At 67.4% G+C, this 24,289-nt stretch carries 24 protein-coding genes and 1 tRNA gene; 7 read left to right on the top strand and 18 right to left on the bottom strand.

The features are described from left to right. The first annotated feature begins 50 nt into the window (after positions 1-50). The gene (locus ACGFJ2_RS32975; protein WP_393474904.1) at positions 51-1,442 is read left to right on the top strand and encodes a sensor histidine kinase; all 1,392 of its coding nucleotides are present in this window, start codon (positions 51-53) and stop codon (positions 1,440-1,442) included. On the opposite strand, the gene ACGFJ2_RS32970 is transcribed toward ACGFJ2_RS32975, so the two are convergent. From ACGFJ2_RS32970 to ACGFJ2_RS32950, 5 genes are read right to left on the bottom strand one after another with little or no spacing between them, the layout of a single operon-like run. Next, positions 1,399-2,379: a D-glycerate dehydrogenase gene (locus tag ACGFJ2_RS32970; protein WP_357959029.1), complete on the bottom strand. Its 981-nt coding sequence runs from the start codon at positions 2,377-2,379 to the stop codon at positions 1,399-1,401. The genes ACGFJ2_RS32975 and ACGFJ2_RS32970 overlap by 44 nt on opposite strands. Next, a complete protein-coding gene (locus tag ACGFJ2_RS32965; RefSeq protein ID WP_393474901.1) occupies positions 2,376-3,815 on the bottom strand; it encodes an FGGY-family carbohydrate kinase in 1,440 nt (479 codons plus the stop codon). The genes ACGFJ2_RS32970 and ACGFJ2_RS32965 overlap by 4 nt, the downstream gene beginning before the upstream one ends. Positions 3,816-3,822: 7 nt before the next feature. Further along, entirely contained in the window at positions 3,823-4,659 is an 837-nt protein-coding gene (locus ACGFJ2_RS32960) for a hypothetical protein (protein ID WP_357959023.1), read from the bottom strand. 1 nt (position 4,660) lies between these two features. Then, complete coding sequence (locus ACGFJ2_RS32955; protein ID WP_393474898.1) at positions 4,661-5,710, bottom strand: alcohol dehydrogenase catalytic domain-containing protein; 1,050 nt, start codon at positions 5,708-5,710, stop codon at positions 4,661-4,663. Between the two features lie 48 nt (positions 5,711-5,758). Further along, complete coding sequence (locus tag ACGFJ2_RS32950; RefSeq protein WP_357959017.1) at positions 5,759-6,574, bottom strand: DeoR/GlpR family DNA-binding transcription regulator; 816 nt, start codon at positions 6,572-6,574, stop codon at positions 5,759-5,761. Between the two features lie 256 nt (positions 6,575-6,830). Between ACGFJ2_RS32950 and ACGFJ2_RS32945 the strand changes: the two genes are divergently transcribed. Then, entirely contained in the window at positions 6,831-8,246 is a 1,416-nt protein-coding gene (locus ACGFJ2_RS32945) for an MFS transporter (protein ID WP_393474895.1), read from the top strand. 175 nt (positions 8,247-8,421) lie between these two features. Here the strand turns inward: ACGFJ2_RS32945 and ACGFJ2_RS32940 are convergent, their stop codons facing one another. Continuing rightward, positions 8,422-10,206, bottom strand: coding sequence for a bifunctional metallophosphatase/5'-nucleotidase (locus ACGFJ2_RS32940; RefSeq protein ID WP_393474892.1), 1,785 nt, complete (start codon positions 10,204-10,206; stop codon positions 8,422-8,424). A 108-nt stretch (positions 10,207-10,314) separates the two neighbouring features. On the opposite strand from ACGFJ2_RS32940, the gene mshD reads away from it, so the two are divergent. Continuing rightward, complete coding sequence (mshD, locus tag ACGFJ2_RS32935) at positions 10,315-11,283, top strand: mycothiol synthase (RefSeq protein ID WP_358185499.1); 969 nt, start codon at positions 10,315-10,317, stop codon at positions 11,281-11,283. Here the strand turns inward: mshD and ACGFJ2_RS32930 are convergent. The 3 genes from ACGFJ2_RS32930 to dcd all read right to left on the bottom strand — a co-directional run bounded on the left by ACGFJ2_RS32930 (position 11,216) and on the right by dcd (position 14,156). Continuing rightward, positions 11,216-12,220, bottom strand: a complete 1,005-nt coding sequence (locus ACGFJ2_RS32930) for an inorganic phosphate transporter (RefSeq protein ID WP_357959007.1) — start codon at positions 12,218-12,220, stop codon at positions 11,216-11,218. The genes mshD and ACGFJ2_RS32930 overlap by 68 nt on opposite strands. Positions 12,221-12,225: 5 nt before the next feature. Next, positions 12,226-12,843 carry a DUF47 domain-containing protein gene (locus ACGFJ2_RS32925; protein WP_225294450.1) on the bottom strand — a complete coding sequence of 206 codons (618 nt, stop codon included), beginning with the start codon at positions 12,841-12,843 and terminating at the stop codon, positions 12,226-12,228. A gap of 737 nt (positions 12,844-13,580) precedes the next feature. Then, entirely contained in the window at positions 13,581-14,156 is a 576-nt protein-coding gene (dcd, locus tag ACGFJ2_RS32920) for a dCTP deaminase (protein ID WP_357959004.1), read from the bottom strand. A gap of 99 nt (positions 14,157-14,255) precedes the next feature. On the opposite strand from dcd, the gene ACGFJ2_RS32915 reads away from it, so the two are divergent. Continuing rightward, a tRNA-Gly gene (locus ACGFJ2_RS32915) sits at positions 14,256-14,329 on the top strand. Between the two features lie 102 nt (positions 14,330-14,431). Here the strand turns inward: ACGFJ2_RS32915 and ACGFJ2_RS32910 are convergent. The 8 genes from ACGFJ2_RS32910 to ACGFJ2_RS32875 form a co-directional block, all read right to left on the bottom strand. Then, entirely contained in the window at positions 14,432-15,763 is a 1,332-nt protein-coding gene (locus ACGFJ2_RS32910; RefSeq protein WP_393474887.1) for a tyrosine-type recombinase/integrase, read from the bottom strand. Positions 15,764-15,794: 31 nt separating this feature from the next. Then, the gene (locus tag ACGFJ2_RS32905) at positions 15,795-15,968 is read right to left on the bottom strand and encodes a helix-turn-helix domain-containing protein (protein ID WP_393474884.1); all 174 of its coding nucleotides are present in this window, start codon (positions 15,966-15,968) and stop codon (positions 15,795-15,797) included. Positions 15,969-15,979: 11 nt separating this feature from the next. Continuing rightward, positions 15,980-17,521: a replication initiator gene (locus ACGFJ2_RS32900; protein ID WP_393475108.1), complete on the bottom strand. Its 1,542-nt coding sequence runs from the start codon at positions 17,519-17,521 to the stop codon at positions 15,980-15,982. A gap of 29 nt (positions 17,522-17,550) precedes the next feature. Beyond that, a complete protein-coding gene (locus ACGFJ2_RS32895; RefSeq protein ID WP_393474881.1) occupies positions 17,551-17,703 on the bottom strand; it encodes a hypothetical protein in 153 nt (50 codons plus the stop codon). Further along, positions 17,700-19,109, bottom strand: coding sequence for an FtsK/SpoIIIE domain-containing protein (locus ACGFJ2_RS32890; RefSeq protein WP_393474878.1), 1,410 nt, complete (start codon positions 19,107-19,109; stop codon positions 17,700-17,702). Before ACGFJ2_RS32890 ends, ACGFJ2_RS32895 begins: the two co-directional genes overlap by 4 nt. 86 nt (positions 19,110-19,195) lie before the next feature. Continuing rightward, a complete protein-coding gene (locus tag ACGFJ2_RS32885; protein ID WP_393474875.1) occupies positions 19,196-19,498 on the bottom strand; it encodes a hypothetical protein in 303 nt (100 codons plus the stop codon). Next, positions 19,495-19,770 (bottom strand): hypothetical protein, encoded by a 276-nt coding sequence (locus ACGFJ2_RS32880; protein WP_393474872.1) that lies wholly within the window; start codon positions 19,768-19,770, stop codon positions 19,495-19,497. Before ACGFJ2_RS32880 ends, ACGFJ2_RS32885 begins: the two co-directional genes overlap by 4 nt. Continuing rightward, entirely contained in the window at positions 19,770-20,180 is a 411-nt protein-coding gene (locus ACGFJ2_RS32875) for a plasmid replication, integration and excision activator (protein WP_393474869.1), read from the bottom strand. The genes ACGFJ2_RS32880 and ACGFJ2_RS32875 overlap by 1 nt, the downstream gene beginning before the upstream one ends. A 267-nt stretch (positions 20,181-20,447) precedes the next feature. Between ACGFJ2_RS32875 and ACGFJ2_RS32870 the strand changes: the two genes are divergently transcribed. Further along, a complete protein-coding gene (locus ACGFJ2_RS32870; RefSeq protein ID WP_393474866.1) occupies positions 20,448-21,005 on the top strand; it encodes a suppressor of fused domain protein in 558 nt (185 codons plus the stop codon). 64 nt (positions 21,006-21,069) lie between these two features. On the opposite strand, the gene ACGFJ2_RS32865 is transcribed toward ACGFJ2_RS32870, so the two are convergent. Next, positions 21,070-21,810 (bottom strand): GntR family transcriptional regulator, encoded by a 741-nt coding sequence (locus ACGFJ2_RS32865; protein ID WP_393474863.1) that lies wholly within the window; start codon positions 21,808-21,810, stop codon positions 21,070-21,072. Between the two features lie 427 nt (positions 21,811-22,237). On the opposite strand from ACGFJ2_RS32865, the gene ACGFJ2_RS32860 reads away from it, so the two are divergent. Beyond that, a complete protein-coding gene (locus tag ACGFJ2_RS32860) occupies positions 22,238-23,458 on the top strand; it encodes a DUF5919 domain-containing protein (RefSeq protein WP_393474860.1) in 1,221 nt (406 codons plus the stop codon). Next, on the top strand, positions 23,455-24,282 hold the full coding sequence (locus ACGFJ2_RS32855) for an inositol monophosphatase family protein (protein ID WP_393474857.1): 828 nt from the start codon (positions 23,455-23,457) through the stop codon (positions 24,280-24,282). The genes ACGFJ2_RS32860 and ACGFJ2_RS32855 overlap by 4 nt, the downstream gene beginning before the upstream one ends. Positions 24,283-24,289: the final 7 nt, after the last annotated feature.

Genomic DNA, 24,289 nt, shown 5'->3' with positions numbered 1-24,289 from the left:
TCGCGGCATAATAGGGAAGTGTCACAGATAGTGATGCTAGGGACCATGGAATGGTGAAAAGGATCTTCCCCTGCTCGATCCGGGCTCGCCTGACCATGATCGCGACGCTGGTCGCGGCCGTGGTCTTCGCCGCCACGGTCGGCCTCACCCTGAGCACGTTGCCGGGCAGCCTCCGCGGCGCCGTGCAGAACCGGGTGGAGCTGGCCGTACGACGAGTGGCAAACGACGCCCGCACAAAGGAGCTGCGCAGTGTGCTCCCGACGCCGGCCCGCGTACCCCTCCTGCAGGTCGTCTCGTCCGAGGGCACCGTCCTCGCCTCCAGCCACAACCTGAGGGGCCAGCCCCCCGTCGCGAACCTGCGGCTGCCCCAGCCGGAGACGATCTACGCCACCGAGATCGAGCTCACCAGCGACAGCGAGAGCGTGGAGCACGGCGCCAAGTACCTGGTCATGGCCATGCAGTCGCGGACGCCGTACGGCCTGATCACCGTGTACGGCGCGTCCTCACTGAGCGACGTCAACCGGGCACTGGCGTGGCTCTATGCCCTGATCTTCCTCGGCACCCCACTGATGCTGCTCGGCGTCGCGGGCATCACCTGGGCCGTGGTCGGCCACACCCTGCGCCCGGTCGAGCGCATCCGGGCCGAGCTGGCCGAGATCACCGGGCACGACCTGAGCCGCCGGGTCCCCGTGCCCGGCGCCGGGGACGAGATCTCCAACCTCGCCGTGACCACCAACGACACCCTCGACCGGCTGGAACGCTCCGCCGAGACGCAACGCCGCTTCGTGGCCGACGCCTCGCACGAGCTCCGCAGCCCCATCACCGCGCTGCGCACCCAGCTGGAGGTGGCCAGCGCCTACCCGGACGACACGGACTGGGCGTCGACGGGCGCCCGGGCCCTGAAGTCAGCCGACCGTCTGACGGACATCATCGAGGAGCTCCTGATGCTGGCCCGGCTCGACGCGGGCGCCGTCATCGACTGGCACGTCGTCGACGCCTGCCAGCTGGCGGAGGAGCAGGGGCGGCGCCGTGCGGGAGGCGACATCAGCGTCGTCACCCACGTGATGGGCACGGCCCCTGTCATGGGCTCGCGCATCCAGCTGGACCGGCTGCTGACCAACCTGCTCGACAATGCCACCCGGCACGCCACCAACAGGATCGACCTCCAGGTGGCGGTCAACCATCGAGACAAGACCGTCGACATCACGGTCACCGACGACGGGGCGGGCATCGCGGCCGACGAGCGCGAGCACGTCTTCGAGCGCTTCACCCGCCTGGCCGAGGCCCGGGCCAGGGACAAGGAGGGCAGCGGACTCGGCCTGGCCCTGTCGAGGGAGATCGCTCAGGCGCACCGGGGGACCCTGACGATCACCGACCACTATCCAGGCGCCCAGTTCGTCACCCGTCTGCCGCTGTACCTGGATGGAGATTCACCGGTGTGAGCGGTTCGCGCCCGTCCAGCACGGCCGCGACGTTCGACACCGACAGGTGACACATCCGCTCGCGGGTCGCCGTGCCAGCGCTGCCGATGTGCGGGGTCAGCACGGTGTTGCCGAGCTCGACCAGCGCCGGGTTCACCGCCGGCTCGCCCTCGAACACGTCGAGGGCCGCCCCCGCGATCGTCCCCGCCCGCAGCGCTTTCACCAGCGCGTCCTCGTCGACGATGCCGCCACGAGCAGTGTTGACCAGGATCGCGGTGCGCTTCATGCGGCCCAGGGCGTCGGCGTCGATGAGGTGGCGGGTGGCCGGGGTGAGCGGGCAGTGCAGGCTGACCACATCGGCGCGCTCCAGCAGCTCGGGCAGCTCGACGAACTCGACGCCCCGCTCATCCTCCTCCGCCAGCGGCGAGGAGGTGGGCGTGGCCAGGATCTCCATGTCGAACGCGCGGGCGCGCCGCGCCACGGCCCGCCCGATGCGGCCGTAGCCGACCACGCCGAGCGACGCCCCGGCGCTGAGATCGAGCCCGAGCAGCATGCGCGGCCCCCAGACCCACGGGGTACGCTCCCGCAGCAGCCGGTCGCCGTCCAGCACGCGGCGCGCGGCGGCCAGGATCAGCGCCATCGTCAAATCGGCGGTGGCGCCGTCGAGCACCCCGGGGGTGTTGGTGACCTGGATCCCGCGCTCGGTGGCCGCGGCCACGTCGATGTTGTCGTAGCCGACCGCGGTGTTGGCGACGACCCGCAGCGACGGGCCCGCCGCGTCGAGGAACTCGGCGTCGATGCGCTCGGTGAGCGTACACACGACCCCCTCCGCGCCCGCGGCCAGGCGCAGCAGCGTGGCGCGGTCGGGTGGGTCCTCCTCGCCGCACACCACGGGACGGCCGAGCGAGCGCACGAGCGCCATGGCGGCGTCGGTCAAGGTGCGGGTCACGTAGATCATCGACTCTCCTCGCTCATCGGGGGTGCCGTGGGGGCGGGGCGGCCCACGATCCTGCCCCAGGTCTCGCCGTACGACTCCCACCGCGCGGCGACGACGTGCGCCCACTCGGGACGCGGGTCGATGCGCCGATACGGCGGCGCGGGGAGTATGACCCCGTCCGTCCCCTCGGCGGCCATCGCCGCGGCTCCCATCGCGGGCAGGTACGTCTCCTCCACGAGATGGACCGGCCGTCCGAACAGGTCCGCCACGATCCCGGCGTAATCCAGCGAGCCCACCATAACGACATGATCGGAGTCGCCCAGCATCAGGCGGACCGCGAAGGCCACCCCCTCGACCGCGCCCCACGCCGCCGACCAGGCGTCGGTATCGGGCAGGTAGCCGAGCAGGGCGGTGCGCGGCCGTTCCAGCCACAGCGGGCCGCGCTCGGGCGTCACATGCGGGATGAACACGGGCGCCGCCTCGGCCTGCGCGATCGTGGCCGCTCCGGCTCTGGCGATCAGCTCCTCCACCGCGTCGCCGTAGCCGAGCAGCCGCGCCGCGACCGACAGAGCCACGCCGCCGTTCGTCGCGGAATGCCACAGCCATCTGCCCGGCCGTACGTCCGCGCGCTGCAACACCCGCGGCGCCCGATCAGGTACGGCGGAGCTCCGCGTGACCACATGCGTTGTGCCCACCGTGTACAGCGGCGCGCGAGACCCGTGGATGTCGAGCAGGCAGGCGGCGGCCGCCGTGTCGGCCGCCCCGGTGACGACCGGGATGCCAGGGCGCAGCCCCAGCTCGGCGGCGGCCTCGGGCAGGAGGGTGCCGAGGGGCGACAGCGACGGGACCACCGGCGGCAGGACGTGCCTGGGCACCCCCACCAGGGCGGCGAGGTCGTCGATCCAGTCACAGCCGTCGGTGCAGGCGAACAGGCCGCTGTAGGAGGCCTGCGTGGGGTCGATCGCGTCGCGGCCGGTCAGCCGGTGCCCCAGCCAGGTGCCGACGAACCCCATCGTGCGCGTACGCGCCAAGGTCTCCGGCTCGTGCTCGGCGAAGAACCGCCAGGCCAGCCCCATAGCGGTGGCCGGAAAGGCGGCATTGCCCACCAGGGCGGCCGCCTCGTCGCCGCGTGCCTTGGCGTACGCCTCCACGAGGTCGGGGAGCGCGGGATGATCCCAGCACAGGCCGGGCGCGACGGCCTCGCCGGCGTCGTCGAGGGGGATCGCGACCGGGCAGTGCACGGCCAGGCCCACGGCGTCGGCGCGGGTGGCGTCGCCGAGATCGTGGCAGGCCAGCCGCACGCTGCGCGCCCATTCCGCCGTGTCCACCCGGCCCCGCGCCTGCCGGTGAGCGGGACGGTGGTCGGCGCGGCCGCGGGCGAGCACCCGGCCGGCGCCGTCGACCAGGACGGTCTTGGTCGCCGACGTGCCGAGGTCGATCCCCAGATAGGTGGCCATGTGGTCCCTACTTCAGCAGCTCCGCGGCCTTCTCCGGCTCGACGTCCTCATGGACGACCGCGCGGAGGGCTCGCACCATCTTGCCGGGATCCTCCGCGCCCCACACGTTCCGGCCGAAGGTGACACCGCGCCCGCCCGCCTCGATCACCGAGGCCGCCTGCCGGAGCACCTGCAACGGGCTGTCGGCCTTGGCGCCGCCGGCGGCCACGACGATCGCGGGCGTGCCCTCGACGATCTCGCGGAAGGACTCCGTCGAGCCGGAGTACCAGGTCTTGACCACGTCGACGCCCAGCTCGGCGGCGGCCCTGGCGGCGTACAGGATCGCCTCGACGCTGCCCTTCCTGTCCTCCCACAGCTCCCCGCTGGGGTAGGCGTGGCAGACCACGGGCAGTCCGACCGCGCCGGCGCTCTCCACGACGCCCGACAGCAGTTCGAGGTCGCGCGCCTGGTTGGAGGACCCCGCGCTGATGCCCACCGCGACCGCCTCGGCACCCAGGCGGATCGCGTCGGACACGCTGGCCACGACCGCGTCGTAGTGGGCGTGGAAGTCCACGGAGAACGTCGACGCCTTCAGGATCCACGGGACGCGCGTGGGATTGTGGGCGATCACGTGTCCGGCGATGCCCTTGAACATCGTCACGGCGTCGGGACCCGCCGCCGCGATGCCGTCGTACGTGGGTGCGATCCCCGCCAGGCGAGGGGCGACACCGCGCGGCACCGCCTGGTCGAGGGCCACGGTGACCGTCCGGCCCGTGGCGCCGAACAGCCGGCGCAGCCGGATCGTCCGGCCCAGAGCGCTGGTCGTGCCCGTCGGGTTGATATCGAGTGTGGCGTAAGCCGTCATGTCAGTCCTTCCAAGGAGATATGCCGACGCGGAGGTCGCGGCCTGAAGCGGCCAGGTCGATGGCCTTGGCCATGTCGTCTATCGGGAACTGGGTGCCGACCAGGTCGTCCACCCTGAGCTCGCCCGCGGAGATCATTTCGGCGATCTTCGTGAAGCCGTCGAGCCGGCACGAGGAGGCGCCCACGACGGACCACTCGTTGTAGTGGATGTCGTTGGCCGGGATCTCCAGCACGCTGCCCTCGCCACCGAACCCCGCGAACATGCTGACCCTGGCACCGGGTGCCAGGCAGGCCAGGTAGGGATGCACGGCGTCGAGCCGTCCCACGGCGGCGATGAGCACGTCGACGCCCGCCCCGCCGGTCCACTCCAGCACGTCGGCCGCGGTGCCCTCGCCGGGGGACAGGGCGAGCTCGGCGCCGGACGCCAGCGCGGCTTCGCGCCGCTCAGGGATCGGATCGACCGCCACGACCCGCGGGACGCCCAACTCCCTGGCCAGCCGTACGTGCATGAGCCCCAGCGGCCCGCACCCGCTGACCAGCATGGTCTCCGCGCCCGGCGCGCCGGCCAGCAGCTGGCCGTTGTAGGCGCAGGCCAGGGGCTCCACGATGGCGGCCTCCGCGGCGGACACGCCGGGCACGGGCACCAGGTTGCCCGCTTCGACCGCCTGTGCGGGCACTCGGACGTACTGGGAGAAACCGCCGGGCAGTTGATAGCCGAAGGCGGCCCGGTTGCGGCAGATGTTGCCGCGGTCCTTGGCGCACGCCACGCAGGCGCCGCACGGCACCAGCGGATAGACCGCCACCTGGTCCCCGATGGACAGCCCGGCCGGCAGGGCACCGGCCACCTCGGCGATCGTCCCGGCGAACTCGTGACCCATCACGGTGGGATAGGTGACGTTCCGCTTCTTGGTGCCCTGGTAGATGCGGATGTCGGTGCCGCACACGAGGGAGCTCTCCACGCGGACCAGGACGTCGCCCGGCTCCAGCGCGGGCCGCTCGACCTGGGACACGTCCAGGCGCTCTGGGGCGCGCAACACTGCCTGTTTCATCATGGCCTCTCGCTCGGTGGGGGTCGGTCGTCGCTGTCTGTAGATCAGCGGTCATTGCCTGTCGGTCGGTGGGAGGTCCGTCGTCGGGCAGACCACGATCCGCAGGTCGCCGCCGCTCGCCGCGCGCAGGGCGGCCAGCGCCTCGGGGTCGGCCCCGTCGTCGGTGAGGAGCGTCCAGGGGCGATCGATCGGCGACCAGTAGGAGCTGGCGTCGTCCAGGAGCTTGGCGGAGTCGGCCACCACGACCAGCCGGCGCGTGTGCTGGCTCATCAGCGTCTTCAGCGAGCTCTGCTCGAAGGTGCGCGAGGCGATGCCCCGGGTGGGATGCACGGCGTCGGCGCCCAGGAAGGCGATGTCCGCGTACAGCCCCCTGACCATCTCCTCGGCCCCCGGACCCGTCATGGTCTGGTTGATGCGGCGCAGCCGCCCGCCCATCACCACGACGTCGACGCCCTCCTCCTCCACCAGCGTGTTGACCGCCCCGAGGCCGTTGGTGAAGACGGTGAGCCCGGACTTGCCCAGCAGGTAGCGGGCCAGCCGCTCGGTGGTCGTGCCGGCGTCCAGCAGGACCACCTGGTCGTCCTCGACGTACTCGGCGGCCTGGCGGGCGATCGCGTCCTTCTGCCGTACGTGCTTCATGCGGCGCTGGCGTACGGAGATCTCGGTGGTGCCGCCGCCGAGCACCGCCCCGCCGTACGTCCTGGTGATGCGGCCTTCCTCGCGCAGCTGGGCGAGGTCGCGGCGGACCGTGGCGAGGGAGACGTCGAGCGTCTCGCTCAGCCGTTCCACCTCTACGGTGCCGTCCGTGTGGGCGGCGAGGAGCTCCATGATGCGCTCGCGGCGCGCCCTGCTGGGCAAACGGCTCACCGTGCACCACCTTCTAGATGATTGAATCGGTCATTTTGATGATTGTATCGAGCAGAGTTGATTGTCAAGTCTCTGCGCGAACCGCTCATCGATATGAGCGTTTAACTCGGAACGACGCCCTGATTGCGCGTTTGTTTCCAGGTCTTGACAGCGAGGTTGCGTGTAACGAGCATCCTGTTAACCACACCACAGCACGGCAGGCTCTGAGCGAAACGATCAAATTGGTGCCGTGCCGTAATCTCGCGAGGAGGTCAGCATGGTGAAGCACGAGACCGCCGCAGCGCCACGATCACCGGCTCCCGACAGGGGCCGGGCGACCCGTGTGCGGTGGGTGGTGGCGGCCTTCTGCTTCGGCGGACTCGCCATCAACTACGTCGACCGGGCCGCGCTCTCCGTCGCCCTGCCCTTCATGACGCAGGACCTGAGTCTCACCCCGACCGAGCAGGGGCTGATCCTCAGCGCGTTCTCCTGGACGTACGCGGTGATGCAGCTGCCCGCGGGCTGGCTCATCGACCGGTTCGGCGCCCGGATCATGTACGGGGCGTGCGTGCTGTGGTGGTCGGTGTTCACCGGGCTCACCGCGCTGGCCAGCAGCTTCGGCGTGCTGCTGGGCTTCAGACTCGGCCTCGGCATCGGCGAGAGCGGCGCCTATCCGGCCAGCGCCAAGGCGGTGTCGCTGTGGTTCCCGCCCAGTGAGCGGGGGAGGGCGACCGCCTTCTATGACAGTGGCGCCCGCATCGGGTCCGCGCTGGCGGTGCCGATCATCACGGCGATCATCGCGGGGTTCGGGTGGCATGCGGCGTTCGTGGTGATGGCCGCTCTGGGGGTGCTGTGGACGATCGGGTGGTGGTCGTACTACCGCTCACCGAAGTCCCACCCCGGCCCGAACGCCGCCGAACGCGCCCACATCACCGGCACGTCTGCCGTTACCTCGACCGGCACGTCTGTCGACACCTCGTCCGCTACCTCGCCCGGTGCCTCCGGTGGCGCCCCGACCGGCGCGTCCGTCGGTGCCACGGCCCGTGCTTCGGCCGGTGCCTCCGCCGCGCCGGAGCGGCGTGGGAGCGTGGCGTGGTTGCTGCGGCACCGCGTGGTCTGGGGCATGATCGGCGGCTTCTCCTGCCTGAACTTCGTGGTCACCTTCTTCCTCACCTGGTTCCCGAGCTACCTCGTCCAGGATCGCGGCTTCGACCTGCTCAAGCTGGGCTTCTTCGGCATGATCCCCGGCCTGACGGCCGTGGCGGGCGGCTGGGCGGGCGGGATCGCCGGTGACTGGCTGCTCAAGCGCGGCTGGAGCCTCACCAGGACCAGGAAGACCTGCCTGGTGGCGGGCATGCTGCTGAGCTCCACTGTCGCGGCCGCCGTCCTGGTGGAGAGCGCCGCGCTGGCACTGGCCCTGCTGAGCATCAGCTACGCCGCGATCGCGTTCGCCATCGTGTCGCTCTGGTGCCTGCCCGCCGACGTCGCGCCCGCGCACCAGGTGGCCACGCTCGGCGGGCTGCAGAACTTCGCGGCCAACATCGCCAGCGCGCTCAGCCCGATCGTCATCGGCGCCCTCGCCCAGGCCACGGGCTCGTTCGTGGTCCCGCTACTGGTGACCGGTGTGGTGGCGGTGCTCGGCGCACTCTGCTTCGGCCTGCTGATCCGCAAGGTGGAGCCGATCGCCGGCTGACCATCAGGCGAAGAAGAGCGTCGGGCGAAGAAGAGCGTCGGGCGGAAGAAAGCGTCGGGCGAAGGAGGAGGAAGGGCCCGCTTCTCGTTTCCGAAGCGGGCCCTTCACATGAGGAGGGGCCCGCTTCTGCGTTAGAAGCGGGCCCTTCGCTAGTTCGCTAGGTTCGCTAGGTTCGCTAGGGGGTTACGGTGATGCGGGTCGTGGCGGGCGGGGCGATCGGGTTGTCGCGGCCCAGCTGGTCGACGAAGGCGTCGATGTCCAGCGGCCCGCTCCAGAGGTCCGTACCGTCCTTGAAGCCCAGGAAGGCGTCACCGCCGCCGACCAGGAAGTTGTTGGCCGCGACCCGGATCGTCTGCGCGTCCGTCACCGCGACGCCGTCGATCTTCATGTTCGACACCTTGGACCCCCACGCCGCACCGCTGCTGTAGGTGTAGGTGAAGTTCGCCGACGGCTGGAGGATCTTGGTGAACGGCTGGGCGTTCGGCCCGCCGGTGAACTGCTGCTCCAGGACCGTCTTGAGCTGCGCACCGGTCAGCGTCACGACCTGCATCAGGTTGTTGAACGGCTGCACGGTGAACGCCTCGCCATAGGTGACCACGCCGTCGCCCTCGCCCGCCGCGGAGCCGGCGAAGGTGAGCGAGGCCCGAACGCCACCCGGGTTCATCAGGGCGATCTGCGCGTTGCCGCCCGTCTTGGTGGCGGCCAGCTGGCCGTCGGCGATGAGGTCGCCGAGCGGGGACTCGCCGCTGGGGGCCGCGGTGTTGGTGATGTCCGCGGTGATCCGGCCGACGGGCTTATTGGCGACCGGGGCGACCCGGTCCTTCCAGGTCTGCACGAAGGCGGAAATTTCGGGATCCGGGGTGACCGTACGAGTCACGACCTGGTTGTCCGCTACCACCGAGGCGCGGTCGATGTCCCGCGTCTTGACGTTCACGTTGAGATCGACCTTCGTGATGACGCGGCCGAACGAGCCACCCTGCGAGTACAGGCGGTCCTGACCGGCGGGGTCCTTGACCTTGCACAGGTACGCCTGGTGCGAGTGGCCGCTGAGGATCACGTCGATCTCGGGGTCGACCTGCGTGGCGATGCGGTTGCCCGCGCCCGGGACGGCGCTGCAGGCGTCCGGCGACTGGCCCGCGGTCACCTGGTCACCCTCGTGCACGAGTACGACCTGGGCCTTGACGCCCACCAGCTTGAGCAGCTTGGACGCCAGGTTCGCGGCCTTGACCTCATCCACGAACTTGAGGTTCTTGATGCCCTCGGCGGTGACGATGTTCGGGGTGGTCTGGGTGACCAGGCCGATGAAGCCGATCGGCACGCCGTTCATCCACTTGACGCTGACCGGCGGCAGGGCGGGCACGCCCCAGTCGCTCATCAGCTTCTTGACCTGGCTCTGCGGCGCGCCCAGCGCCGCGAGCGCGTCGGTCTTCTCGTTCGGGTTCTTGAACAGCACGTTGGCGCCGACGTAGTCGTACTGGGCGCCCTTCCACGTGCCGGCGGGCGAGCACCCGTCCACCGGGTGGCAGCCGCCCTTCATGATCCGGCGCAGCTCCGTGTATCCCTCGTCGAACTCGTGGTTGCCGACCGCGGCCACCTTGAGCCCGATCTTGCCCATGAACTCGACGGACGGCTCGTCGTGATAGGCCGCCGAGATCAGCGGGCTCGCGCCGATCAGGTCGCCCTGGGCCACCGCGATCGTGTTCTTGTCGCTGAGGACCTTCATGTGCGTGGCGACGTACGCGGCGCCGCCCGCCTCGACGGTGGCGCCGTTCTCGTCGACCATCCGGCCGGAGGATCCGGTCGGGGGTTCGAGGTTGCCGTGGAAGTCGTTGAGCGCGAGCAGCCGTACCGGAACGGTCTTGGGTGCCTTGCTCGCGTTCGCGGGGGCGGTCGCCGCGGCGAACCCGCCCGCGGCGACGGCTCCGGCCAGCACAAGCCGGAGGAGGGAACGTGGGGTCATGGCCTAAGACGTTACGGCCGGAACCTATGCAGCCAATGTCGCAAAGGTAACGATTCATCGGCCCGCCACATGGCGTTATTTGCCAGCAGTACCCCTAGAGTTCGGACTGTGACAGCGCACGTGGAGATCAGACAACGACTTGATGACCGCGAAATCACTCAGGTGCTCGGCGTGGTGGACGCGGCGACGGAGGCCGACGGCGTCCGCCCGCTCAACGAGCATGTCATGCTCCACCTGCGCTATGGCGGTGATCCGCAGGCCCGTTCCCTGCTCTTGTACGACGACGATGAGGCTTTGGTGGGCTATGCCCACATAGATCCCACCGATGAGGTCGAGGGTCCCAGCGGCGAACTGGCCATCCACCCCGCCCGCCGCCGGAAGGGGCACGGTACGCGGCTGCTGCGGGCCGTACTCGAGGTATCGGGTGGCAGCCTGCGCCTGTGGGCGCACGGCGATCATGAGGGCGCGGGCGTCCTGGCGGCGTCGGCGGGGTTCGAGCGCGTGCGCTCGCTCTGGCAGATGCGCCGGTCCCTGTCCACGCCGCTACCCGCTTTCGAGATGCCTGAGGGAGTACGGCTGCGCACCTTCGTACCAGGTCAGGACGAGGAGGCGTGGCTCAAGGTCAACGCCGCGGCCTTCGCCCACCACCCCGAACAGGGCGCCTGGACCGCGAGCGACCTGCGCCAGCGCGAGCAGGAGCCCTGGTTCGACCCGGAGGGCTTCTTCCTGGCCTTCCGTGATGAGCGGCTGGCCGGCTTCCACTGGACCAAGATCCACGGCTCGTCCGAGCACGGCCACGAGCCGATCGGCGAGGTGTACGTCGTCGGCGTCGACCCCTCCCAGCAGGGCACCGGGCTGGGCAAGGCGCTCACGCTGGCGGGTCTGGACCATCTACGCGCGCGTGGCCTCGCCCAGGCGATGCTCTACGTGGACGAGGCCAACACGGCGGCGATCCGCCTGTACGAGTCCCTGGGCTTCGACCGCTGGGACGTCGACGTGATGTATGCCGTTATTCCACCACCCAGTGCAGGGCAAAGTAGGACACCGCTGCCACCAGAGCCGCAGCCGGAATCGTAAGGATCCAGCCGGTCACGATGTTGCCCGCGACGCCCCAGCGCACGGCCGAGAGCCGCTTGGTGGCGCCGACGCCCATGATCGCCGAGGTGATCGTGTGCGTGGTGGAGATGGGCGCCCCGAACCCGATCGCCGCCGTGTACAGAACCACTGCCGCCGCGGACTCGGCGGCGAAGCCCTGTGGCGGGTCGAGCGCGATGATCCGGCGGCCCAGCGTACGCATGATGCGCCAGCCGCCGGAGTACGTGCCGAGCGAGATCGCCCCCGCCGACGCGAGGATGACCCACTGCGGGATCTCCGACCCCGGGCTGATGTAGCCGCCGACGACGAGGGACAGGAAGATGACGCCCATCGTCTTCTGCGCGTCCTGCAGGCCGTGGCCGAGCGCCATCGCCGCGGCCGAGACGGTCTGCGCGTAGCGGAAGCCGCGGTTGGTCTTGCCGGGCTGGCTGTTGCGGAAGATCCAATATATTGCGATCATGATCGCGCCGGCCAGCGTGAACCCGAGCAGCGGCGAGAGCACCATCGGGACCACCACCTTTTCCAGCACGCCGTCCCAGTGGACGGCGCTGGCCGACGCGAGGGCCGCGCCGACCAGGCCGCCGATGAGGGCGTGGCTGGAGGAGGAGGGCAGGCCGAAGTACCAGGTGATCAGGTTCCAGCAGATGGCGCCGATGAGCGCCGAAGCCACGATGACCAGGCCATGCGAGCCGTCCGGCGCGTCGATGATGCCCTTGCCGACGGTCGCGGCGACCTGGGTGCCCAGGTGGGCACCGATGAAGTTCATCGCGGCGGCCATGAACAACGCGGCCCTGGGAGTGAGCGCGCGAGTCGAGACCGAGGTCGCGATGGCGTTCGCCGCGTCGTGGAACCCGTTGGTGTAGTCAAAGGCCAGTGCGATGACGACCACGCCGATGACGAGGGCGAGCGAAAGGTCCACAGAGGTTAGCTTTCCTTGACCGCGATCGACTCGACCGTGTTGGCGACGTGCTCGAAGGCGTCGGCCGCCTCCTCAAGGGCGTCGACGACCTCCTTCATCTTCATGACCGTCAACGCGTCGTACTCACCGCTGAACAGCTTGGCCAGCAGCCTTCTGTAGACCTGGTCACCCTGGTTCTCCAGCCGGTTGACCTCGATCCAGTACTCGTTGAGGTTCTTCATTGACCGGAGGCGCGGCATGGCCTCGGCGGTCAGCTCGGCGGCCCGCTCCAGCACCTCCACCTGGCGGACGACGTCCTTGGGGAGGTGGTCGATCTGGTAGAGCACGATGAGGTCGGATGCCGCCTCCATGGCGTCCATCACGTCATCGAGGTTCGAGGCGAGGCGGTAGATGTCCTCACGGTCGAACGGAGTGATGAAGCTCTCATTGAGGCGGTTCATGATCGCATGGGTGCGTTCGTCCCCGGCGTGCTCGCAGGCGCGCATCTTTTCGGCCAGGGTTTCCCTGTCCGATCCCTCACTAATGATCTCGACCAATAGACGGGATGCCGTGACCAGGTTGTTCGCGGAGTCGGCGAACAGGTCGTAGTAGCTGTCCTCACGTGGCGTGAGACGCAGGCGCACGTCGTTCTCCAGATGTGCGGGGATGGTCCGTGGTAGAGAGTACGGGTTACCAGGAGAAATGCGAACTTCATGTCCCCTTCTCCTACTGGCTACCCTTCGTATGGTGTGCGACACCGGGCCGGTTGGTAGTTTGGTTGCCCTTTTTCCACGGCGGGGTGGGGGAGACTTGGCCGTGGGTTTCGGTCACCGCTTGTCCAGTCCATCTTGGTGACATTTCCGGACCACCGCTAGTCCGGTCGTGGGTCGTTGGGGCGTGTCTTCGGACGTCTTGCGGCCTCGGACGTCTTGTGTCTACTGGCAGGCACATCGCCGCTGCGCATGGGTTGGACGCTGGAGACGCGCTGCTCTCCGCAAGCCGCCCGTCGGTTTTCAGAGGCGCCCCGCCGGCTACCCGAGGCCCGCCAGTACTCCGGGGGACGCCCGCCGACCACCTGAGACACGCCCGCCAGTTTTCCGAGGGCCCACCCGCCCGAGAGGGCCATCTGAGGGATCACCCGCCCAAGGGAGGCCAGGTGGTCCGTCCAGGAGACGCCCGCCAGCTACCCCGAGACCACCGCCAGCTACCCCGAGGCGCCCGCCAAGCTAGCCGAGGGGCCCTTGTCAGTTTGCCTGGGGGCCGCCCGCCAGTACTGCGGGGGACGCCCGCACCCCAGGCAAGCCCCAAACAGCACAGAACAGCTCGCCCTCAAACACCCCAGAGCATCCGACCTTCGTCAGAGACCTTCATCGGATCATCATCAGATCTTCGTCCGATGGAAGTTCCGGAACGACCGGGAGGGCGTCGGCCCGCGCTGCCCCTGGTACCGCGACCCGTACTTCGACGACCCGTACGGATGCTCAGCCGGCGAACTCAACCGAAACACACACAGCTGCCCGATCTTCATCCCCGGCCACAGCTTGATCGGCAACGTGGCCACATTGGACAGCTCCAACGTGACATGCCCACTGAACCCCGGATCGATGAACCCGGCAGTCGAGTGAGTCAACAGCCCGAGCCGCCCCAGCGAACTCTTCCCCTCCAGCCGCGACGCCAGATGATCAGGCAGGCTGATCACCTCGTACGACGAGGCCAGCACGAACTCCCCGGGATGCAGAATAAACGGATCATCCCCTTCAGGCTCCACCATCCGCGTCAGATCCGGCTGCTCCACGGACGGATCGATATGCGGATACCGATGATTCTCAAACACCCGGAAGAACCGATCGAGCCGGACGTCGATACTGGACGGTTGAATCATGTCCCGATCGAACGGATCGAGGGCAAGCCGTCCCGAGTCGATCTCGGCCATGATGTCGCGGTCAGATAGCAGCACGCAGAGCAACCTACCGCGTGCCGGTGGGAAACTCGGGGGGCACGGCTGGCTGATGTGGGCCGAGTTTCCGCTAGAGTGGTGGTCGCGGCTACGGCCGATGCGGGTGTAGTTCAATGGCAGAACATCAGCTTCCCAAGCTGACAGCGCGGGTTCGATTCCCGTCACCCGCTCCACGTACGAAAGCCCAGGTAGACCGATCGACTCGGTGCCTGGGCTTTGATCTTGTCTAGGGTTGTTGATCTCTGCGTGCCATTAACGTGCCATTAGGTCTGCGATCAGCCGACCGGGGCGAGCACATCAGGCGGGTCGTCGTCGCCGTCTTCGCGTGCCCGTTCATGCCCGATCAAATGCTTGTCGATCGCGTCCGTGATCACCTTGTCGGCACCTCTGGCGGCGTGCTGGTAGATCATCGCGGCCCTGACGTTGTCGTGACCCATCCTGGCCATCAGGTCCTTGAGCCCCGCCCCGGACTCTGCGGCGATCATGTTTCCGGTGTGGCGGAGATCATGGAAGTGCAGGCAAGGAAGGCCGAGCGCGCGTACGGCCTCCGTCCAGCCGGACAGCTTGTTGAAGCCGCTCCGCCGCATCGGACCGCCCTTGATGCCCGCGAACACGAGAGCGCTGTGTTCCGGCTGGACGAAGATCTGCAGGTGCTCCCGGAGTGCCGGGATGATCGCCTGTGGGATGCCGACCACGCGCCGGCCAGCTTTGGATTTCGGCGGCCCGATCACCAACTCGCCTGTGGAGCGCTCGACGTATGCGGCCTTGATCCGTACCGTTCCGGCGTCGAGGTCGATGTCACTGCGGGTCAGCGCGGTGATTTCACCCCATCGCAGGCTCGCGAAGGTGGCCAGCAGGACGAAGGCCCGGAAGCGCCGGTTGTGGGTGCCGTCGGCCTGCCCCTTGTCGAGCATCTTCCAAAGAGCCTGCTCGGCCGCAGCTCGTGTGGCGAAGACCTCGGGATGAGTTCGCATCTCGCCATGCCGCTGGAACCGGAGCCGGTACGCCTTACCGGACTTCCGGATGTTGCCGATAGGGCGACGCCCGATCGCATCGGCCAGGGCGAAGACCTGAGACACGGTAAGCCGTTCCTCCGCCTTCTCGTCACCGGCCCCGCGGATCCTGCACGGGTTGCGGGAGATGAGCCGGTCGTCTTCGGCCGCGGTCATCAGGACGGCGCGAAGCAGCCGGTAAGCCTTGGCCGCCATGCTGACCGAGACACCCTTGCTCAGAAGATCAGCACGCCACTGCCGAATCATCGCCGTCGAGAGCTTCCCGAGCGGAACCGCGCCGAGATACGGGGTGATGTGCTTCTTGAGCAGCCAGCGGTACAGGTCCACCGTCCTGGGCCGGAGGCCGGGGCGCTGGTCGATCCAGATTGCCGAATACTCAGCGAGCTTGATCTTGCTTCGCTCCGGATCCGTCCACTCACCTGAGAGGATCTGTCCTTCGATCAGAGTGAGTGCCCGATCCGCGTCGCCCTTGCGCTCGTAGGTGTCCTCTCCGGTCCTGATGCGGCCGTCCGGACCGGGGTAACGGATCTGGAACCGGCCAGAGGGCAGCTTCCGGATGTTGCCGAAACGGCGGTGGTTCTCCTTGTTCGCCATCAGGCGGCCCTCCCGGTTGCGTCGAAGGTCGTCATGGGCGCGACGGTGCCCGCGACGACAAGTCGATCAGTGCTGACTCACGGATGCGGACATGCCGCCCGACCTTCACGAACTCGATGCGACGTTCGGCGATGAGTCGGCGTACGAAGCGAACCGAGGTGTGCAGCAGCCTGGCCGCCTCTGGCACGGTGAACAGTTGGTCCAAGGCCGCCTCCTTCAGGCCGCTTGTCGAGTTGCCGAAAGATTCTGTTCTTCGAGTCGTTGCAGGTGAGCGCGCCAGCGTTGGCGCTCTGCGACGGATCGGAGTAGCCGGACACCGATCGGGGCGAGATCGGGGTCACCGGCCTTGATGGGGCGCCAGACGTACCGGTGCGGGTCGGGTGTCTCGTCCGGTTGCCCGAGAGCTTCAAGCACCCAAGTGCGGCGATCCTGCTTGTGTTCTGCCAGCGTCTTGTTCGACCACTTCCGGCTGACCAGGACGCGACGGCCCGCGTAGCCGAGGTGTTCCGGCTTGTGCGCCTTGGACCGGCAGTGGCCGGGCACCATCCCGGCTTTGGCGCTCTTGGGCTGCACGCCGTACCGCAGCCAGTTAGGGCAGGTGGGCGAGCACGGCTCGTAGCGCAGGGCATCGACGAATCGGGCTGCGTGCTCCCGCTGTGCCTGACGGTCCAAGGTCTCCCCGAGACTCTTGGTGAGGTACTTGGACAGGTACCGAATGCACTGGTCCGCGTCCGGCGACCCGGCGAGCACACCCTTGACGTCCACTTGATCGCCGAAGCGGATCACATGCATGGGCTCGTCCCCGAGCTGGTCGAGAGCTTCGTCCCAGGTGGGCAGGACCTCGCCCGTGCCAGGGTCGAGATAGCCGATGCCGTCGTTCCAGACGGGCAGGTGCTCGCCCTCGAAGCGTGCTTCGTCGGCCTGGGGCCACCAGACCTGGTGATAGGTGGCCGCCGCTATCTGCTTGATCTCCGCGCGCGGGAGGGTGCCCCGGATGGCCATGTGCAGGTGCGGCGCGAGCCGCTTCTGAGGCTCCACAGTGGCGAAGTACTGCACGTCATAGCCCGCCACACGGCGAAGATTCTGCACGAACCGGTCCACGAGCTTGGAGAAGTGCAGCGCATCGCGGGCCGCCCGTACGTAGTCGTAGCCGTCAGGATCGACGGGCGCGCCATTCATGACCTTGCCATAGCCGGGCAGGGTGAGCGTGACGAACAGCGAGGGCCGGTAGGTCTTGCCGTCCGCAGCCTCGAAGGTCCGCCCCAGCGTGGTGCTGGCCATCTTCTGCTTGGGCAGGTCCGGTGCGTCCTGGCGGCGCTTGGTCGAGCGGACCCGCTGGGAGGCCGTACGACCCAGCACGTTCCCCCGCATCCCAGCCTCGTTGATCTCGATGTCGAGCCCGGTGAGCACGGCGTCCAAGTCGGTGGTGTCGCCGCCGGCCATTTCCTCGTTGTCCCGCTTCGCCTGCATGTCAGCCCGGAACTCGACGAGCCAGCGCTGTCCGTCGGTCGGCTCGTTGGGCGTGATGATGGGTTCCTCGTCGAGGTGCCAGCCCTCACGGCACTGGGCCATGCGAAGCTGCCGGTTGCGCTTCGCGCAGGGAGGGCACTTGCTCTCCAGCGGTGAGCCGCATGGGACATCGACGACCTCTGTCTTGCCGGTTGTCATGTCGAGCCGCTTGAGCGCCACAGGCCGGATGCAGACGCCGTGCAGCTTGGCGATCTCCTCGGCCACGTCGCGAGCGAGCGGTTGAGCCATGCGGACAGCGCGCGGAGTCTTGCGGTCGATCAACGAACCTCCTCTCCAATCTCGGGGAAGGTGAGCGCGGTCTGTCCGCACTCGCGGCACTCGACCAGGCCACGCAGCGGGTCGAGCCACAGGACATTGAGGGCGCGGCAAACAGCGCAGCGCAGGCCATCGAGGAAGTGGGCGAGCGTCATCCGACCTCACCGACCATCGCGCGGATGTCCTCGTCGGAGACGTACGCAGCCCGGACGCGAATCGGATCGGGGCTGGTCTCCAGCCGGACGTAGCCGACGCCAGCGCCCTTCTCAGGACGAGGAGAGATCAGGTCGGCCAGTGCGCCGCGATCTCTCGCTCCGTCGCCGAGAACCATGTCCACCTGTTCCGACTCGTCGAGCCGAAGGGCGATCTTGTCCGGGAAGAGGTTGCGGATGTTCATGACCTCCTTGCGCGGGTCCTGAAGAGCCGCCAGGACGCCGAAGCCGACCGCGCGCCCTTGGGTGGTCAGCGTGGCCAGGGCGGCGGAGATACGCTGCCTGAGCTGCTTGTCGGACTGGTACGCGGTCAGGAACGCCACCTCGTCGACCACGACCAGGACGAAGGGATGGTTGAGGGTCGGCGTGTGCGAGCGTTGCGCCCCGGCGAAACGAGCCGCGCGCTTCTGCATGACACTCACGGCCTCGTCGAGCAGGTCAGCACCGTCAGCGGGATCGGCCGCGTACCGACCGCCGAAGAGCGCCTTTCCGTACGACAGCTCCATCAGCTTCGGATCGAGCGCCCAGACCTCCACTAGGCCCGCCCGCATGGCAGGCAGGAGCCCACGTACCGCTGACCAGATGATCGAGCCCTTGCCCGCCCCGGTGGCACCAGCGACCAGGACGTGAGTCCCGTGCACCCGGAGCAGCCAAGGAGAGCCGTCCTCCTGCTTGCCGACCTCGACCGGGCCCACGGTCGGTACATCTGAAACGGGAAGTGCCGGTATCGGCGTGGCCAGTGGATCACGGCGTGGGAAGGTCAGCACAAGGCGACCGGCCTTGGCCACCGAGACCCGGCATGACTCCGAGCCGAAGCCATGGGAAAGGTTCTCGATCTTGTCGGTCCAGTCCTTGACCGCCTGGCCGTCGAGCATGCGAACGGTAACCCGATCGGCCCACGAGTCGCAGGTGACCTTGACCAGCCGTGGAACGTACTCCCGCCCGCGTATGTGCCGCGCCAGACCGGAGACGGTCATGACCGGCTGCCAGTGTCGCCGGTAGATCCAGAACCAGCGTGCGAACGCCATCAGCCGCCAGCCGACCCACCGCGCGAACGTGGGCCTGTCGAGGATCGCCCAGGCGATCAGTCCGGCGAGGACCGGAGCGACGAGCAGCAGCGCGACGCGCCAGCCGTATGCGATACAGAGCGCGCCCGGAACAGCGGCCACGGCCAGTGCGAACGGATGCCGCCAGATGAGGCGAACCAGACTGGCGACGAACCGCGCGGTGAAGATGATCAGAGTGATGATCGCCGGGGTCTGGACCACGGCCGGTTTGAAGACCACCGCCGTGTCAGGGGTGGTGGAGACGATGCGGTGCGGCTCGTCGCCGGGCAACCTCTTGAACATTAGGGTGAAGTCCTTCCAAGCATGTGGTGTGTGCGGAAGACTGAGGGGCCGCCGGAAGTTGCCGCTTCCTGCGGCCCCGCTGAACATCAGGCCGCCTCGTCAGCGGTGGCCTTGGCTGTCTGCTCGGAGTGCAGCCGCTCGCAGTCAGCGAGGTATCGAGCGGCGGCGTTGAAGATCTCTTGAGCGACGGTGAGGTCCTGATCGGTCACCGGTCCCGCGGTCGAGACAGTCACCGAGGCGTCCGGGGTGTCGAGGTCGAAGCAGGGCTTGTTGCCGTCGCCCAGCCAGGCGCGAGCCCGCAGCTCCACCGAGTTGAAATAGACGCCGACCCGTGAGGGCTCGCCAGCACGCATGGACACTGTGAGGTAGGTGTACGGGTTAAGAGTCATCGGCCCGCCACTCCCAGCCCGTTCGGCAGGCCGTGGAACATGCGCTCCACCGCGCCGGCGAACATCGTGGCCTCGCGCGCCAGACTCCGAGCGAACTCGACGTCGTCGAGCGTGACGTGATCGTTCGCTGAGGTGGTGACAAGCACCTGAGTGCCGCCGAAGACCAGCCCCAGGACGGGCGATCGCAGTGGATACGGATGGTTGCGCACGTCGGCGCCCTGACCGGCCTTGAGATTGATCGTGCTGGCCGGGAAAGCCTTGCGCCGCCCCATCACGCCGCGTCCTTGGTCGCGGTCGTCTTGGCAGCGGGACGAGGAGCCCGCATCTCGCGAACCTTGATCGAGTACGCCAGCCGCCCGGCCTGGTTGACGTAGGGCGTGACCGCCATGTGGTCGAAGTCCACCGGTGTGAACGGCAGCCCCGGCATGGGAGCAGGAGGAACCGGCTGCACCGGGCTGAGGATCTTCACGGCCACCGTCTTCTGAGCGGCCTTGAGCGAGGGGTCCGCGTCCATGACGGTGACCTGCCAGACGAGCTCACCCGTCTGCTTGTCGCGGGCCTGGACGAAGCGCCCGTTGGTCGAGGCGTCGAAGTCCTTGACGGGCTCGACCTCGCCAACGATGTAGCAGCCGTGCGGGAACACCATGTCGAATGTGACGGGGATGGGACCTTGCAGTGCCATGAGACTTACTCCTAGCTAGTCGTCTTGTCGCTAACTCGTCTTGTCGAGTTGCCCGTGGATCGGCGACTCGACAACACGAGTTAGCGGAAATCTTCAAGATCTTTTTGAGCGTACGACAAATCCACCCATAAGCCATTGCGGCAAAGCGTGACGATCGATACAAATGTCGATCAAACGCTGGCGTTGGCAAGGTGGCGGTATGTCATAGGTCCGTGGTGGCCGCGAGGCAGGCGTGAGGCGTATGGCGACCATTTGGGAAGTGTGTCTGTGAATCAGCACCAAGATGTTCGGCAGTTCTACTCGAGCAAACTGGGTGAGCCGGTTCGTGAAGCCTTATTCATAAAGGGCGAATATAAGATCGGCGTCCTCAAATGGGATGCTTCTGTAGCCACCGGTGGGGTTGCCCTGTATGCAACACTAGGATCTAGTGACTATCCGCTGCCTGGCAGAGACTTGGATCACCGCCAGGAATTCTTCATCGGCTTTGCTCCGGAATGGGACGACATCGCCGAGTCGCTGGCTCAACTGGGAAGCTATGCACAATACCGGGGCGTAAGCCTAGAGTCGGGGCACATCCTGCGCTTGCCTGGCGAACATGCGGAAGGGGCGTGGCTGGGCGGCTTTCTGGTTGTCGCGCCTTACGACGATATGTTCTCAGAAGCCGCTCTGGCTGACGGTAGGCACGTGGAATTCCTGATGGCAATTCCTCTCTATGCAAACGAGCTCAATTTCGCTGCCACGTATGGGGTCGAAGCCCTACGAGACGCCATGTCGCGTGACAACGTTCCCTTTTGGAAATCCAGCCGCCAGTCCACCTTCCGTTGAAGGCCTTCCTGCCCCGGCTGAGCTGAGCGTAAGGAGCAGGAGCGTCGCAGGAAGGGGCTATGAGCTAAAGCGAATAAGAGTCCTCTAGCTCGTGAAGATTGCCGGGCAGCACCAAGTCCACGATGAGTGCGGGCCGTCCTCCGCCATTGAACACACTCGCCAGCACCCCGAGGACTGGTGTGGTCTTGCGAATCTCCATGAGCTTGGCCTCGTCGGCCGAGGGGTGCCGGGCGCTCAGACGTTCGACGACGTGTTGGAGCTTGAGACCCTTGGTTGCCGCGAGATGCTGCCTGATGCCGGCTGACAGTGGCGCCGACTCGCTGAGCTGCGTGCCATCGGCGTGATGTGCCGGGCACCAGACGGTAACGAGGTCGGTGGGCTGCTCAGCGTCGCGAAACAGGACACGTCGCCGTACCACGGGAGACCCCTCGGGCACGTCAAGGAGCTTCGCCACCGAGGCGGTCGCGGTGAGTGGTCCGGCGTCAACGACCGAGCAGTTCTCCTCGGCTTCCACTCGATCTAGGACAGCCCGCCCAGGCCGGGTGCTCTGATCCGTCGAGACGGGCGGAGTCGCCCTTACGAAGGATCCCTTGCCGTGCTCCCGCTCGATGATGCCCCGAAGCTGGAGGACTTGGAGCGCCCGCACGACGGTGGGACGGCTCACCCTGAACTCACGGACAAGCTGAGTCTCGGAAGGCAGCAGAGAGCCCGGGGAATAGGTTCCGTCCGCGATCTTCTGCCTGATCGCCTGCACGATCTGGGCGTACTTCGGCGGCGCGAACTCTTCAGACGACATGACGACCATCCAACAACTCGACTTGTCGTTAAGCCTAGTTCGAGTCGGACGGCCTGTCTTCCTCTCAGGCGAGGAAACGTTCGGCATGGCGGGGGACTATCTGACTGCGCAACAGACGTCCCCCACCAACCGAGACGCGACGGTCATGGGCGCCCGGTATTAGCCCACCGTCACGCCTGCTTTATCGAGCCCCACCGTCGAGCAGAGCCAGCCAGACACCTTGTGCCTCGCTGAACCGCCATCGGTAGGTCTCATGGCTCTGCATCGACCTGTGGCTCCGCTGAGTTCTGCGGATGTAGGCCTGGCCGGCTGCATGGCAGAGCTCGTACACCGTGTCCACGCAGTCACAGGTCCAGGCGGCCACGCGGACGCGTTCCTCCGCCTTGAAGGGGTCTCGCCAGACCAGGCGCATGTGATCCGGACGGGGAGGAGCGACATGGAAGCTGATGCAGTCGGCAATCAGGCTCACGACATTGCCCCTGCCTTGCCGGTCCCGTTGCATCGCCAGCAGTCGTCCCGGTGCCGCTCGCCGGAAGAGGCGTCAGCGGAGTTCTCGGCCGCCACCAGGACGCGGCGCAGGCTCACGTACTTCCAGCCCCGCCCCGAGCAGGAAACACATCGCGCAGTCATGCAACGAGGATTGCCCGAGGCTCTGTCACGTCTCGATCGCTCCCAAGTACCGTCTGTGATCGACTTGTCTCTTTCCGTCTCCTCTTTGTCTCGTCCTCGCTCGTCTCTGTCGCTAACCTGGGCCCATATGGCACCCCAGCCCGAGGCGCGGATCATGACTGACCAGCCGATCCTGTTGAAGACGCTCCTGACGCAACGCCACTGGCAGACATACAGCACGTTCTGTAAGGAGTACGACAAGGCGGCCAAGAAGGTGGACCCCTCGTTGCAGGGTGGTTGGCCGAGCCGTGCGCAACTCCACCGTTGGCTGACCGGCGAACTCAAGGGCTTGCCGTACTCCGGCCACTGCCGTGTCCTGGAGGCGATGTTCCCCGGCAGGTCGGCCCACGAACTGTTCTCCACGAACACCGCCGAAGTGCCCACGCCGAGGACAGAGCCGGAGCCAGCCAGAAGCGCCGACCCCGAGACCGAGATCTGCGCCAGGCCGCAGATGGCCGATGTGACCGCTGTCTTCAGCAGCCGCTCTGCTTTCTCCTCCGCCTATCCCGCCTCGACTCTGTTCGACAGCGCGAAGGAGATCAACGCGGCGGGCCTGTCGCTCAACGTGCTTTGCCAGGGTTATCCCGATCATCAGCTCCGGCGCCTCCTGGACTCCGGCACCCGGATCCGGTGCCTCTTCCTCGACCCGAAGGGTCAGGCGATTCGCGCACGCGAGGCGGAAGAGCGCTACACAGACAGCACGTTGACGACCCTTACGGCGCTCAACATCACCATGCTGACCAGGTTGCGCGACCGGCTTGACACCGCATCGGCTCAGCGCCTTGAACTGCACGTCTACGACGAGACGATCCGGTTCAACCTCTTGATCGTGGACCGGGCGTTCTGCGTGGTGCAGCCATACCTGCCGCAGGCCCGCGGAGTCGATTCACCTACCTTGGTGATGAGAGATAACACCGCTGCTGACGGCCTGTTTCCCGTCTTCGACCAGGTGTTCAACGAGATGTGGGAGCGGAGCGAACCCGTATGACCATCGACGCCCGGACCCTCCTCCCCATCGCTGAACACGCCGTGTCGATGGCCAGCGAGATTATCCGGACCAAGGCTCCTGGCGTCGTTACGGCCAAGGGCGACCGGGACATGGCCACGGAGGTGGATTACGCCGTCGAACAGGCCGTCCGCGAGTTCCTGTCCCGAGAGACACCGGAGATCGGATTCCTCGGCGAAGAGGAGGGCGTCAGCCACACCGGTGATGGCCTGATGTGGGCGCTCGACCCGGTGGACGGGACGGCCAACTTCCTGCACGGCATCCCACTCTGCGGCGTCTCTCTCGGCCTGGTCGACAAGGACATGCCCACGCTGGGAGTCATCGACCTGCCGCTCCTCGGCATCCGCTACATCGCGGCGGAAGGAGCAGGCGCCCAAGCCAACGGATCCGACATCCGGGTGAGTGACGCCCGCGACTTGGAGGCCGCCATCGTGGCCTTGGGCGATTACGCGGTGGGGGAGAACGCTCTGGAGCGGAACCGGCCCCGCTTCGCCTTGACTCATGAGTTGGCAGCGCGGGTTCAGCGCGTACGGATGTTCGGCTCAGCCGCGATCGACCTGGCATGGGTGGCGGACGGCAAGATCGACGCCAACATCATGCTGAGCAACAATCCATGGGACACCGCCGCAGGCGTCGTCATCGCCCGCGAAGCCGGCGCCACCGTGGTCGACATCGACGGCAGCCCGCACAGCATGACCGCTCACGCGACCATCGCCGCTAGTCCGAAGCTGGTGGCTGATCTCGTCGAACTCATCGCTGAGGCGCGCAAGGATGCGAGATACAGCCAGCTGTCTGGTCTCACTTGATGCTTGA

The sequence above is a fragment of the Nonomuraea sp. NPDC049028 genome, from assembly GCF_043197735.1.
GTDB lineage: Bacteria > Actinomycetota > Actinomycetes > Streptosporangiales > Streptosporangiaceae > Nonomuraea.
The sequence above is the reverse complement of the archived record's forward strand: the minus strand, read 5'-3'. Positions and strand labels throughout refer to the sequence as shown.